We start from the raw sequence: 13,979 nt of genomic DNA, 5'->3' as shown, positions 1-13,979 counted from the left end.
ACATCCTCCGCACCTATCCTCACGGACTAAGCACTATGTGTCGGCTATGTACTTCCGCCACCTGCGGTGTACTGGAGACTTTCACTCCTTAGTAGAGTGCGCTGCCAAGCGCACAAAAAGCCGCGCATCCCTTTTCGGATGCGCAGCGCTGCTCGCTTAAACGCCGGTCAAAAAAGCTCGAGCTGTTCCGGCTCGGGCGGCGGGAGCTCCGACGGATCCCCGCCGTTCGGCTTCTTCTGTCCCAGCATCGTCATCATCGTCTTCGCGTTGCCCGCGGCATGCCCGCCCGAGTTATTGTTGAAGATGACGGCGATCTCCTTCGATTGTTCCCGCAACGCCTCCAGCTTCGCCTTCCATTCCAGCAGCTCCATATCTGAATAATTGTACAGATAGCGGACTTCCCGCCAGTTCGGGCCGCCGCCGTTGTTCCAATTGGCCGCGTTCCGCCCGTGGAACCGGACGATCGTCGTATCCGCGTCGGTCGCCTCCAGCACTTCCGGAATGCTGCCGACCCCAGCCTGCGGTTCGTCGCAGACGCTGTGAATCCAGCCTTCCTCCCGCATGAAGCCAAGCGTCCTCTCGCGCATGCCGCCGTCGAACCAGCTTTGATGCCGGAATTCGAGCGCGCAAGGGAAACCTTCCATTCTCCGCTTCGACTCCCGGAGCTCCTTCACGTTCCGGCTCGTGCAATCGAACCACGGCGGATACTGGAACAAAGCCGCCGTCAGCCTGCCGCTCGCCTGCGCGGGCTCCAGCATCCGGCAGAACGCCTCCGCCATCGCGATCGGATCGTTGCCCGCCGCCGCGGGTCCCCGTTGATGACCCGTCATGCCTTGATAAGCTTTGACGACAAACTTCAGGCTGGCCGGCGAGCCGTTCACCCACGCCTCGAACCGCTCCCGCGGCTGGATCGCGTAGAACGTGCTGTCAACCTCCACAACCGGGAAGTGGCTCCCGTACACGTTCAGCTTCTCGCCCGGCTTCGTGCCGGAGGGGTATAACGAATCATGGTCGCCCCATCCGGCGAGCCCTATGGAGATGGCCATCGCGCTTTCCTCCTTGCGTATCGGAATCGGGAATGCCGGCCCGTTCTACCGCTAGACATACCGATATTTCGAGAACGTCGCGGCTTGTCCGCGGTACGCGCCCGCTTCGTCGATCAAATTCCAAACGGTCGCCTCGACGATATAGAACCGCTTGCCCGTGTTGGAGATTCGTATGCCGGTATAGTCGTCCACGAAACCTTGGGCCGTCACCCGCTCCAGAAACTTCGCCCGCTCGCCGCGTTCCATGGGTTCGGCCGTCAATCGGGACGGCGTCCGGACGAACGTCTCCCGGTCCATCTCCCATAACCGCATCGCCATACGATTGCCGTAATTCAGTACGGGATCTCCCTCCGTGCCATGTGACAGGATGACGAAAGCCGCTTCGTCGATGGCATCCGTCAGCCCGCGATCCGGCATGTTCGGAAGCAAATCTTTCCCCGTCAAGCGCCGATAGCTGTCCTGCAGCAGCCGCGCATGCTCCTCTTTGGAGCCGATCCCTCTAATCTCCTCCGCCACCGGCCTAACCTCCCATTCCCGCATTCTTCTCCCATCATGCCTCAACCGGGCGGCCTTTTCAAGCGGGCTCTTCCTTCTTCGACAGCGGGACCGTGATGCAAACCGTCGTCCCTCCCCCGTAGACGCTTCCGATCTCGACGCCGTATTCGGCCCCGTAATGAAGCTTGATCCGCTCGTCGACGTTCCGAATGCCGTAGCCGATTCTCGACTGGTCGTCGGACCAGATCTGGCGAATCGTCTCCGGCTTCATCCCGATGCCGTCGTCGACGATCCGGAACTCCAGGCTGCCCTCGACGATATGCGCGCCGACCTTGATCTGAATGTTCGGCTGATAAAGCGCATGCTCCAGGACGTTCTCGATGAACGGCTGGAGAATCAGCTTCACGGTCCGGTAGCCATACACTTCAGCGCCGATATCATAGAAAACGTCGAGCCGGCTGCCGTATTTGATTTTCTGAATAGCGATGTATGCCTGTACCTGCTCGATCTCGAGCTCGGCGCCGATGATCATCTTGCCGTTGTTGAGCGTCAGCCGGTAAAATTTCGCGAGCCCCATGACCATCTGATCAAGCTTCTCGATCTCTCCCAGCTTGCCGAGTCGGCTGATCGACGACAACGTATTGTAGAGGAAATGCGGATTGATCTGCGCCTGAAGCGCCTTCAGCTCCGCGCCTTTCTTCTCCATCTGAACGACGTACACTTCCTTGATCAGCGTATTGATGTAACCGCCCATCTCGTTGAACGCTTCAGCGATTTGATAAAATTCGTCGTTGCCGCTATATTGAATCCGCTTGTTGAACCTTCCTTCGCGGAAGGCGTTAAGCGAATGGATAATCTTCCTGATGCGGACCGTCAAGAACCTGGAGACGACGAGGCTGATCGCGGCCAGCATGAAGAAGCTGCCGATGCAGATGAGCACGGTCATCACCTTCACCTTGCCGATCTGCTTCTCGAGCTGCTCGTCCGGCACGAGCGCGACGATCGTCCAGCCTACCTCTTGCAGCTCCTGGCGAATCGACAAGTGCCCTTCCTCCCACTCCGGCTGCCAATGCTTCAGAAGGGGATAACGTTCCATTGCGGCCGAGGAAGCGTAGATGACTTCGTTCATGCCGTTCAGCACGAGCACGGAGCTGTTCGCCCCGAGCTTCTCGTAATGGACGCCGCTTAATAAATGGTCGATTTGGCTGACGACGCGAATGAAGCCGATCTGCTTCCGGTTATCGTAGTCGTACATTCTGCGCAGGAGCGACATGTTCCCGACGGAGCGGTCTTCTTCGACCTGGGCCCAATAAAGTGTTTCGTCCACGTCGCCGGGCTCGACATGAGGCATCGCGTTATACCAAATCTTGTCTTGGATCCGGCTCAGATGGAGCAGCTCGTACGATTCCATCCGAGCAAGCGGATCCGTCCCCTCCTTGTGGAGCGCGTACATTTCCGGATATTGCTCATTGGCGACGTAGAGGCGAAGAAGCGCCCTCTGCGGCGTCAGATTCACCGCGTTCTGGAGCTTCGGCTCCACGGATTTGATCGTCGTGTTATAAATGGCCCATCCGTTGTCCTTGAGCCTCAAATCCTCCTGCAGCGCATAGTCCCAATAAAGCTGGTCCGTCGTTCGAGCAAGCAGCTGAAGGCGGTACAAGACGTTTTCTTTGGTCTGCTGCAGCGTCCCCATGGTGGAGGAAGCGGCCTGCTCCCTGATTGACTGGACCGAAGTCGTATAGGCGTAATAACCAATGATCATGACGGGGATCAGCGCCATGAGCAAGTAGGAGGCCATCAGCTTATAGCCGAAAGGCAGCATCGGTTTTTTCTTCACGTGTAGGTCTCTCTCCTTCAGCAGGCCGCGGGACCTTGCTACAATTGCTTGCGGTATTCGCCAGGCGTAAGGCCGGTGTAATCCTTGAACTGCTTGCTGAAATAAGCCAGCGTACTGGCGCCGACCCGGTCGGCGACCTCATATACTTTCATGCCCGTGTCGCCGAGCAGCCGCTTGGCAAGCTCCATCCTTCGCCGCGTAATATAGTCGCTGAACAGCTCGCCCGTCTCTTCCTTGAACAGCTGGCCCAAGTAATTCGGCGAGAACGAGAACGATTGCGCGACTTCTTTCAGAGAGATGCTGCTTCCGAGCCGCTCTTCGATATGTTCTTGGATTTGGCCGATCAGCTTCATGTTTTTGCGCTGCTTTTTATTGTGGAGATGCTCCGAAATTTCGAACATTTTGCGCCGAAGCCAGGAGTGAATGTCGTCGATCGTCTCGAATTGGAACAGCCGGTCAAGCGTCTGGCCTTCCTTCTGGGACAACGCGAACAAACTTTCGTTCAGCCCGTTCAAGTACGTATCCAGCCTGCTGACGACGTACAGAGAATAATTCCTTACCGCGGACGGGCTCTCGATGTTTTTGACTTGCTGGAACAGCTCCTCCATGTGATCGACAATGCCCACGAGATCGTAAGCCGACATCGCCGCAAGCAGCGAATCGACGGTCGTCTCGATGGAGATGGCGCTGCTCTGCGCTTCTTCCCTGACTTCCGAGTAGGCGATCAGCTTGCCCTTGCCTTGGAACATTTTCGTCGACAGCGCCTTGCATGCTTCGGAGTAGGATTGATGCAGCGTCTCCAGCTTATCCGTCTCGCGCCCCACTCCGACCGTAAGCGTCGCTCCGTGCCGCTCGCTCACGCCGTCCATTACGCGCTGCAGCAGCTCCGTCCCTTGCGACTCCTCCAGCACGGCGGCGATTCTGCGCGGCGTCAATTTGCAGTACATCCCAATGCCGGCGTCAGCGAACATCCGGGATATCGTATCGAACAAGGGACCTGCCGTTTGATCGGGGACCATGCTCCCGCCGCCTCCGTGTTCGGCGATCCTCCAATCCCTCTCTTCCACCTCGATGACCGCCGCACGAAGCGATCCCGTGTGGGGACCGAGATTAAATTGCTCCATAAGCCCGATGACGGCTTCAAAGTCCGGCGTTCCTTCCAGACAGCGCTCGAGCAGCTCGTTCTTCAAATAAACCATCGATTGCTGAAAAGATTGCTCCTTCCGCCGCTGCCCTCTCTCCTCATCCAAAGCGGCGCGCACCGCCTGAAGCGCGCCTACCAGCTCGTTGTCGTTAACCGGCTTCAGGATGTATCCGCTCGCTTGCATGGACAGCGCTTGCTTCGCGTATTGGAAATCCTCGTAGCCGCTGACGAACAGCAGCTTCAGCCCGGCATGCAGCTTCTGCGCCTTGTTCGCGAGCTCGAGCCCCGACATGATCGGCATTCGAATATCGGACACCAGCACATCGGCTTCGTTCTTCTCCAGGTAACGGAGTGCGGAGAACCCGTCCGGGCAAGCCGCCACGACTTCCATATGAAGCTCCTGCCACGGCACGAGCTTCTGAATGCCCATCAGCTCCAGCTCTTCGTCGTCCACCAGCACAACTCTGTACATGCCTCTCACCATCCTGATTCATTGTTACTGCCGCCCCGAAAAGCCCAAGAAGAGGATATACGTCGCCGTATATCCTCTTGCTATGGGTCGATATGCGGATTACTTGCCGCTCATCTTGGCCAAATTCTCTTGCCATGCTTGCGTACGGAACTCCAGCACCTTGTCGTAGCCGAGGCCGTTCGTCTCTTTTTTCGCCTCTTCGATGAGGCTGAGCACTTCGGCATCGTTCTTCGCGAACAACATCTTGCCGAAGTATTCCTTGGCGATATCGTTCACCTGCTGGAGGATGATGCCTTCATCGGAATCCGGAGCCGGATCGATGTTATTGTAAGCCGTATTGTTGCTCGACGTTTTCCAGGACACGTTCAACTGTGCCACCGCGCCCCAGTTGCGCTGCTCCTCCGGCAAGTTCATTTCGATTTTCCCTTTGGACGTATCGACGTAAGTGGCGTTGCCCGCCCAGACGTACGCTTCCAGCTTGTCTTTGTCCTTCTCCTCTTGCGGCGTGGAGAACCACTTGTCGTTCGGAATCGGCGCGCCGTCGGCGTCCACTTCGTCCCAATAGCTGCCCGGAGGGCCGAAGAACATGATGCGCTGTCCTTCTTCGCCCGTCATCCAGTCGAGGTAGGCGAAGATCGCTTCCGGATTTTCCGCGCTTGTCGTAATGACGTTGACGTTCCAGCCCAGCGCGTTATACCCGTTCGGATACACTTTGTTTTTGTCGACGCCCGGCTTGACCAGCGGCCAAATAAATTCATAGCCCGCAGTCGGATCCGCGCCTTTGAGCGCGTTGTGGCCCTCGCGGCCAAGGTTCGTCGCATTGCCGCCTACGAATACCGCGACTCTGCCCGTCGCCAGCTTTTCTTTCACCTGGTCTTCCTTCTGCGTCAAAGCATCTTGCGTAATCAAGCCTTCTCTGAACAGCTGACTTGCGAATGTCATCGTTTCTTTGTAGGACTCGTTATCATAGATTGTAGCAAGCTTGTCGCCGTCTTCATAGGCTTTCATGTAAGAGAATTGGCTGCGGTTGTCGTTCGCGAATCCGGCGAACATGATTTCCACGCCTTGCGCGTCGCGGCCGACTTCGAGCGGAACGATGTCGGGATGCGTGCTTTGCACTTGCTTCAGGTAAGCATGCAGGTCTTCAAACGTCTCAAGCTTCGGCCTGCCGAGCTCCTCGTAAATCTTTTTGTTGACGAACCAGCCGTCGTTGCCCGTCGGCGCGGCGGTATACCAGTTCGGAAACTGATAGATTTTGCCGTCCGAGGATCTCAGCATGTTCAGCGTTTCTTCGCCCGCCCACTTTTTCAAATTCGGGTACTTCTCGATGTATTCGTCCAGCGCGACAAGCGCTCCGGCTTGGCGCAGACGCTCTACGTCCGGCCCGCGGTCCATCATCATCGCGTCGGGCAGCTCCTTGGAAGCGATCATCGTGCTCAGCTTCTGTGCCGCTGCGCCGCCAGATTGGATAGGCTCTACGGTGATATGCAGGTTGTCCTGCACCCACTTGCTGTTCGGGCTCGCACCCCACGGCTCCGTGGTCCACCAATCGTAGTTGACATAATAGGTGAACGAGAACGGCGTCTCGCCGAACTTGAATCCAGCAGGCTCCGTCTCCGCGGCGTCGCCTCTGCCATTGCCCGCGTTCGCGCCGCTATCCCCGCCGTTGCCGGCATTGCCGTTGCCGTTGCTCGAGCAGCCGCTCAAAGCGACCGCGCCGGCCAGCGCCAGCGTGAACGCCCCGGTTAGCCATTTTTTTGATGTCTTCATTCTGTATAAGCCTCCCCTGATTTGGTATGAATCTATATTCATCCTGCCGCCGCTGAGCAGCCGGACCGAATAACATGGCTATCGAATGGCCGAACCCTATTCCTTAAGCGAGCCGACCAACACGCCTTTGACGAAGAAACGCTGAACGAACGGGTACACCAGGATGATCGGCAGCGTCGCCACCATCATCGTCGCCATCGTAAGCGACTTCGTCGTGACGCTCTGCATCCGGTTCATGGCGTCCGCCGCGGCCGCGTTGCCTTTGGTCGCCATCGTCAGCTGCTCCGTCATGATGTTCGAATTCAGAATTTGCTGGAGCATGGTCTGAATCGGGAATTTATCCGCTTCATTGATGAAGATCGTGGCCGTGAACCAATCGTTCCAATGGTAGACGGCGGTGAAGAGCGACAAGGTCGCGATGACCGGCCCCGACAACGGGAGCACGATCCGGAAGAACACGCCGAAGGTGCTGGCGCCGTCGATCCGCGCCGACTCTTCCAGTCCGGCGGGCAAACCCATGAAGAAGGTACGGAAGATGATCATGTTGTAAACGCTGATGACCGTCGGAATGACGAGCACCCAGAAGGTGTTCATGAGTCCGAGCTCGCGGTTGACGAGATAATACGGGATGAGCCCGCCGCTGAAGTACATCGTGACGATGGCGAACACCATGTAGAACTTTTTGAACACCACGCCTTTCACCGACATCCCGTAGGCGAACAGCGCCGTGAACAGGATCGACAGAAACGTGCCGGCGATCGTGCGGAGCACCGAAACGTAGAACGCGTTCACGATCCGCGAGTCTTGGAACACGATGGCGTAGTTGTCCAGCGTGAACACCCTCGGCCAGAACGTGATGCCGCCCTTCGCCGTATCGATGCCGAGGTTAAACGAGATGACCGCGGAGTTCCAGAACGGATACAAGGTGAGAAAACCAAGCAACGTCAGTAGGATGTAGATGACGACATGCAACGTTTTGTCCCCGCTGCTTAACTTCATGTGGCTTCACCGCTTTTCTGTTTGTTGATCATTCCCATCATTTCCGTCATTCCCGTCATTCCCGTTACCATAGGCTCGTGCCCGCCCTTCTGGCCAGGAAGTTGGCCATCGTAAGCAGCCCGACGCTAATGACCGCTTTGAACAATCCGACCGCGGCCGCGTACGAGAACCGGTTGTTGATAATGCCAACGCGGTAGGAATACGTATCGATGACATCCGCCACGTCCCGCAGCATCGCGCTGTTCCCGAGCAGGAGCAGGTCGTCGAAGCCGGCGTTCAGCAAGCTGCCGATATTCAGGATGAGGAAGATGATGACGACCGGCGTGATGGACGGGAGCGTGATGAGGAAAATTTGCTTCAGCTTGCTCGCCCCGTCGATGGACGCCGCCTCGTACATGCTCTGGTCGACGCCCGCGATGGCCGCCAGGTAGACGATGGTCGCAAAGCCGACTTCCTTCCACACGTTCGTGGTGACGATAATGGCCCAAAAATATTCCGGCAGCGACAGGAAGTTGACCGGCTTGTCGATCAGCTCGAGCTTCCCGAGCAGAATGTTCAAGCTTCCGTTGTCCACGGACAACATCGAAATGACGAACCCCGATACGATGACCCAGGACAGGAAATGCGGCAGGTAGCTGATCGTCTGGATGACGCGCTTGAACACCATGTTTTTCACTTCGTTCAGCATAAGCGCCAGCAGGATGGGAGCCGGGAACCCGATCGCCAGCTTCAGAAGGCTGATCACGATCGTATTGCGCATCACCTGGAAGAAATCCGGCGAGTCGAAAAACGCTTTAAAATGTTTCAGCCCCGCCCATTCGCTGGCGAAAAACCCTTTGAACAGGCTGTAATCCTGGAATGCCATCAGCACGCCGTACATAGGCAAGTAATTAAAAATAAGAATAAATACCAAAGCTGGGAATATCATGACTTGCACTTGCCATTGCATGATAAACCGCTTCCACAGCGGCTTCTCCTGATGGGAGATCGTGACGCTTGATGCCGCTGGAGCTGAAGTCCCCCTTTGCATGCCTTGTTTCCTCCCGCTCTCGATTAAGATAAAGTAATTGTAAGATGATCGTGAATGCGTTACCACTCTCCGATTCAACGAAAAGTATCGTAAATCAACGGGAAGTATAACAAGTGCAATCTTATGATTATAGCTCAATTAAATAGGGCGATGAATTGTAAATAAATCACAATTCATCGCCCTATTTCATCCTAATCATTCATTGAGTGCCGTTACAGCTTCCTGTCCAACAACAACCGTGAAACGCGAACGGCACCGTCCGCGCAGCGGATCCTTAACTCGTGTCCGCCGGGAGTAAGTTTGCCAAGAGAAATATTGCCGTACTCGCGCCAGTCGCCGCCTTTCGCCTCGATGACCGCAGCTTCGCGACTGTTCAGTTCCACCGACAGTCGGCCGCTCTCGCCTAAAGCGAGCAATTCCAGGGTTGCCGTTATTTCCGATTCCGGCGAACGACCGTCCTCCGTGAATTCGTACACGAACCAATCGCCTTTCGACAGCTCCAGGCACAGCCACTCGTCCTGCTTCCAGGCCTCGCCGCCGCCATGCGCGAAGGCTGCCGTCGTCCGGTCGCTCTCGACGAATCGGATGCAGGTTCGATCCCCGATTCGGAATCCGATCGATTCGGAGTTTTCGACCCGCGCCCCCTCTGTTCCCCGCTCTCCGAAGCCGAAGCTGGCGCCTTCGCCTTTATACCCGTAGAATACAGCGGGGATGCGGACGGGCGCCCGTCTAAGAAGCGAGCAGGCGACCGCCGGCATATAATCGCAATTCTCGAGTTTCATATTGTCCAAATACTGCCACAGGATGCGCTCCGCCGTTTCCTCGCTCGGCTTGTCTCCCCCTTGCAGATAGTCGACTAACAGCCCCCAGCCGTCCGGCTTGCGGATCGAGCATGGCGAGTTGGTCGTGTCCATCTTCTTCCATGTCCAGAAGTTCCACGAGATCTCGTGGTCGTCGAACAGCCGGAATACCCCCGCGTACCAATCCGTATTGTTTTCGCCGCCTTCGCCCATGAAGATCGGGACGTTCCAGCGGTCGCGGCATGCCAAATAGTTGGATATGCTTTCCGTATCGGGATTGTTCCAATATTTGTGGAACTGGAGCAGCACGTTGCCGTCGATCGGATCGTCGCCGAACGCGTCCTCGAAAATCGTCCAGTCCGTCGACCAGTGGACGCCTTCCAGAACGATCATGTGTCGATCGTCCGCCTCCCGGATGGCGCCGATCATTTCCTTGTACAGCGGCATGACCTCGCCGTTCAGCGAGGAGAACCATTCAGGGAGCGGCTCGTTCAGCAGATCGTAACCCGCGACGATCCACTCGTCTTTGTAACGTCTGGCCAGCATTCTCCATAGCTCGACCGCTTCCCGCCGGTGATTCGCGTCCGAGAATAAATCCGGGCGGTCGAACTCGGAGTCGTCGATGTTGGTCCCCGTCTGGCCGCCCGGCGCGCCATGCAGATCCAGGATGACGTACAGCCGGTACGTCCTGCACCAGCCGATGACCCGGTCCAGCAGCGCCAGCCGATCCTCTCTGTAAGTCGCGGGCTCCCCGCCGCCGGTCTGCAGAAACCGTGCGTTAATGGGCAATCTTACGGAATTGAACCCTTCCTCCCCGATCCTAGCAATGTCATCCTCCGCGATGTAGCGCTGATAGTAGGCGGACCAGAAATCATTTGCTTTCTCCGCTCCGATCAGCCGCTCGATCATCGCTTCGATGCGGCGGGGACGGTCCCCGCCCTCGGGGAACCGCCACATATACCCTTCCGGCAGCAGCCAGCTGCCGAAGCCGACGCCGCGCAGCAGCAACGGGTCGCCATTGCCGTTCACCAGCTTTTTGCCTTCCGCCCGGACGAACCCGGTAACTTCCTCGTTTCTCGTACCGTTCACCGTTACTTCCTCCTTATGAAACCCTCCGGCTAGAATGCCGGGTCGCCGGCGCCTAAGATTTGATCGCGCCTTCGGCGATGCCGTGCAGAATATATTTCTGCAAGATCAAATACAGCACGATAACCGGCAGCATAGCCAGCACGAGCGACGCGAGAATAGCGGACCAATCGTTGTTGTATTCACCGAACAGCATGTTCGTCGACAATAACAAGGTATAGCTTTTGAAATCGGTCAAAATCAGCAGCGGTAGCAGGAAATCGTTCCACATCCAAAGCGTGTTCAGGATGGCGATCGTTGCCGTAATCGGCAGCAGGAGCGGCAGAATGACGACGAAATACAGCCTGAATTCACCGCAGCCGTCGATGACCGCCGCCTCGTCCAGCTCCTTCGGCACCGACTTGACGAACCCGTGGTACAAGAAGATCGCCACCGCTACGCCAAGCCCGATATAGATCAGTCCGAGGCCAACCGCCGAGCCTTGCAGCCCCATGTCGCCGCTAATTTTGACCAGCGTAATCATGATCGAGTGGAACGGGATGAGCGTCGACATGACGAATAACCCGAACAAAAATCCGCTCAGTTTGCCCGGCGTCCGCGACAGCTTGTAGCCCGCCATCGACGCAAACAGGATTATGCCGGCAAGACCCACGGCCGCCACGACGATTGTGTTCCATAAGCTTCGAAGGTAGTCCGTTTTGCGAAAGGCGTCCGCGTAGTTGGCCAGCTCCGGAGACACAGGCCATGCCAATATGTTCGTCAGCATTTCCCCTTGCGTCTTCACGGAATTGAGAAGCGCCATATAGATCGGGAACAGCGTGATGACGGCAGCGACTAGCAGGAACAGCCATACCGCGCCATAGCCGAGCCGTCCCCCCAAATTCCTGCCGCCGCCGGCCCGTCTCTTCGAATGGCCCGTCATGCCCTCACCTCTCTTCGCTTCATGATCGCGAGCTGTATAACGGTGATGACCATGACGATCCCGAACAGAATCATCGCCTTGGCGCTGGCATACCCGTAACGGTTGCTGAAGCTGAACGCCTCTTCGAAGATATTGATCGCGATCACCTGCGTCGACCGGCCCGGGCCTCCGCCCGTCAGCGAATAGACCGCGTCGAACACTTTGAACGAGCCGTTCAGCGTCAGGAATACGCCGATCGTGAGCGCCGGATAGATCATCGGCAGCGTAACGTTGCAGAACAGGCGGAACGAGCCCGCCCCGTCGATCGCCGCCGCTTCCTTCAGATGCTGCGGCACGCCTTGCAGTGCCGCGATGTAGATGACCATCAAATATCCGACGCCTCCCCACAGCGAAAGCGCGAGGATGGAGAAAAACGAGTATTGCGGATCGCCTACCCAAGACTGGTCCAGCAGGAGCCAGCCCGTCTGCTCGGCAAAATACGGGAACACCCGCGTGAAAATAAACATCCACATGAATCCGCCGATGATCAGGCTCAGCATGTTCGGCATAAAGAAGATCGTGCGGAACCACACTTTGCTTCTGCCCAGCGATTCTACGAATACAGCCAGCACAATTGCGAGCGCGTTTTGGAACACCAGCATGAATAGAACGAACTTGAACGTAAACCATAACGATTTCAGAAAGAAACGGTCCCTCATCGCCTCGACGTAATTGGACAACCCCACCATTCGGTAGGTGGGGTTCAGTCCGTTCCAGTCCGTTAAGCTGTACAAGGTGCCCCCGATTGCGGGGGCCAGCGTAAACGCAGCGTAGAAGGCGAGCGCGGGGAGGACGAACAACAGCAGCATCGCTGTCCGGTTCCATTTTCTAGTTGGCATCATAGGCTTATTCACTCCCGGTCAGGCCATGGCTTAGTCCGCCGCAGCCGGATTAATTGCCCTTCACGGCCGTCTGCCACACTTTATCCAGCGCCGCGATGATATCGTCCTGCGTAACGTCCTTGACGTAGTAGCTTTGGAGCAGCTTCGCCGTCTCGTCCGTCACGCCGTTCGGCAGCTTGAGATCCAGGTAGGCTTTGCCTTCGGACACGTACGCGCTTGCTTCGTTCACCCACGGGAACACTTCATATTTATGAACGGTCGCGATCGGGTTGAACTTCAGCTGCTCGAACAGTGCCGAGGAGTCTTGGTCATCCAAAATGTAGTTGAGCAGATCCAGCGCCACTTCCTTGTTCTTGCTCGTCGGAGACAAAGCAAGCGAAGTGGATGTCGCCAGGTTGATCATCGCATCATCCGGATTGTTGCTGACCGGCAGCGGAGCAACGCCGAAGTCCATGTCCGGATTGACCTTCAGAATCGTTTCCGCATTCCATGGACCTTGCACCCACATGGCCGCTTTGCCGCTTGCGAACTCCGCGGAGCCGGCTTCGTTGCCCGTTTCGAAAGGTTTGTCCGTGCCGTTCGCCATGATGATGTCGATCATGTCGAAGACGGAGCGCACGTCCGCGTAGGAGGCTTCGCCCGCGTTCATCTTCTCGATCCAGTCCGGATGGGCCGACGATACGGTTCCCCCGAGCGAGAGCGCCATCATGAGCTGAGGAATCCACGATTCTTGGAAGGCAAGCAGGAAAGGTTTGACGTCCGCGGCTTGCAGCTTCTCTACCGCTGCCTTCATCTCGTCCAGCGTCTGCGGAGGGGTTATGCCGTGTTCATTGAAGATCGTTTTGTTGTACAGGTACCCCCACGACAGGCTTTCGAGCGGCAGCGCAGCGACTTTCCCATCGTATTTGACCGTTTCGGTAACCGCTTCGTACAGCTTGCCGACGAACGGCTGACCCGTCAAATCCGCCACGTACCCGGCGTCGTAATACGTCGGGATGTCGTTCGCGTGCAGCGTATACAAGTCGGGCGCGTCTCCGGACGAAAGCCGGGACTGCAGAATTTGTTTGGCTTGGTCGGCATTCGGCATCTCCAGCTCGATCGTGACGTCGATGTTTTTCTCCGCCAGCTGCTTTTCCTTGAACTGGGCGAAATATTGCTCGAACTGGTCTTTGAAGCGCGGGAAGCTCATGAATACCTTCAATTCGACCTTCTGCGGCGGCTCCGTCGCCTTCGCTTCCCCGTTCGCGCTGCCGCTCGCGGTCGGCTCCGCGGCGTTGTTCCCTCCGTTGCCGTTATTCCCCGAGCTGCAAGCCGCGACGACCGCTACGATCATCGCCAGAACCAGCAGCATATGAAGCGTTTTCTTCATTGTCGATTCCCCCTATGAGTTAGTTGCAGCTTCAGTATAACGAAGAAGTAAAGCGCTTTCTTTCGAGGATTTTAACGTAACCGATTGTACTTTATTGATATGGAAAAGGGAGGAAGCTTTGGGCTCCT

11 protein-coding genes are annotated in these 13,979 nt (G+C 56.9%); all 11 read right to left on the bottom strand.

The genetic code is table 11. The features are described from left to right. Nucleotides 1-167: 167 nt before the first annotated feature. Entirely contained in the window at nucleotides 168-1,046 is an 879-nt protein-coding gene (locus RB620_RS25105) for a DUF72 domain-containing protein (RefSeq protein ID WP_308099193.1), read from the bottom strand. A 51-nt stretch (nucleotides 1,047-1,097) separates the two neighbouring features. After that, nucleotides 1,098-1,562 (bottom strand): MEKHLA domain-containing protein, encoded by a 465-nt coding sequence (locus RB620_RS25100; protein ID WP_308099191.1) that lies wholly within the window; start codon nucleotides 1,560-1,562, stop codon nucleotides 1,098-1,100. Nucleotides 1,563-1,620: 58 nt separating this feature from the next. After that, nucleotides 1,621-3,378 (bottom strand): sensor histidine kinase, encoded by a 1,758-nt coding sequence (locus RB620_RS25095; RefSeq protein WP_308099190.1) that lies wholly within the window; start codon nucleotides 3,376-3,378, stop codon nucleotides 1,621-1,623. A gap of 38 nt (nucleotides 3,379-3,416) precedes the next feature. Further along, nucleotides 3,417-4,994: a response regulator gene (locus tag RB620_RS25090; protein WP_308099189.1), complete on the bottom strand. Its 1,578-nt coding sequence runs from the start codon at nucleotides 4,992-4,994 to the stop codon at nucleotides 3,417-3,419. A 99-nt stretch (nucleotides 4,995-5,093) separates the two neighbouring features. Beyond that, complete coding sequence (locus RB620_RS25085; RefSeq protein ID WP_308099187.1) at nucleotides 5,094-6,764, bottom strand: extracellular solute-binding protein; 1,671 nt, start codon at nucleotides 6,762-6,764, stop codon at nucleotides 5,094-5,096. Between the two features lie 96 nt (nucleotides 6,765-6,860). Beyond that, nucleotides 6,861-7,763 carry a carbohydrate ABC transporter permease gene (locus tag RB620_RS25080; RefSeq protein WP_308099185.1) on the bottom strand — a complete coding sequence of 301 codons (903 nt, stop codon included), beginning with the start codon at nucleotides 7,761-7,763 and terminating at the stop codon, nucleotides 6,861-6,863. Nucleotides 7,764-7,827: 64 nt separating this feature from the next. Beyond that, entirely contained in the window at nucleotides 7,828-8,712 is an 885-nt protein-coding gene (locus RB620_RS25075) for an ABC transporter permease (protein ID WP_308099203.1), read from the bottom strand. Between the two features lie 293 nt (nucleotides 8,713-9,005). Beyond that, nucleotides 9,006-10,682 carry a glycoside hydrolase family 5 protein gene (locus RB620_RS25070; RefSeq protein WP_308099183.1) on the bottom strand — a complete coding sequence of 559 codons (1,677 nt, stop codon included), beginning with the start codon at nucleotides 10,680-10,682 and terminating at the stop codon, nucleotides 9,006-9,008. A 52-nt stretch (nucleotides 10,683-10,734) separates the two neighbouring features. Beyond that, nucleotides 10,735-11,601 (bottom strand): carbohydrate ABC transporter permease, encoded by an 867-nt coding sequence (locus RB620_RS25065; protein ID WP_308099181.1) that lies wholly within the window; start codon nucleotides 11,599-11,601, stop codon nucleotides 10,735-10,737. Beyond that, nucleotides 11,598-12,479, bottom strand: coding sequence for a carbohydrate ABC transporter permease (locus RB620_RS25060; protein WP_308099201.1), 882 nt, complete (start codon nucleotides 12,477-12,479; stop codon nucleotides 11,598-11,600). The genes RB620_RS25065 and RB620_RS25060 overlap by 4 nt, the downstream gene beginning before the upstream one ends. A 52-nt stretch (nucleotides 12,480-12,531) precedes the next feature. Further along, entirely contained in the window at nucleotides 12,532-13,851 is a 1,320-nt protein-coding gene (locus tag RB620_RS25055) for an ABC transporter substrate-binding protein (RefSeq protein WP_308099179.1), read from the bottom strand. Nucleotides 13,852-13,979 lie beyond the last annotated feature (128 nt).

The organism is Paenibacillus sp. LHD-117, assembly GCF_030929555.1.
Taxonomy (GTDB): Bacteria; Bacillota; Bacilli; order Paenibacillales; family Paenibacillaceae; genus Pristimantibacillus.
The sequence above is the reverse complement of the archived record's forward strand: the minus strand, read 5'-3'. Positions and strand labels throughout refer to the sequence as shown.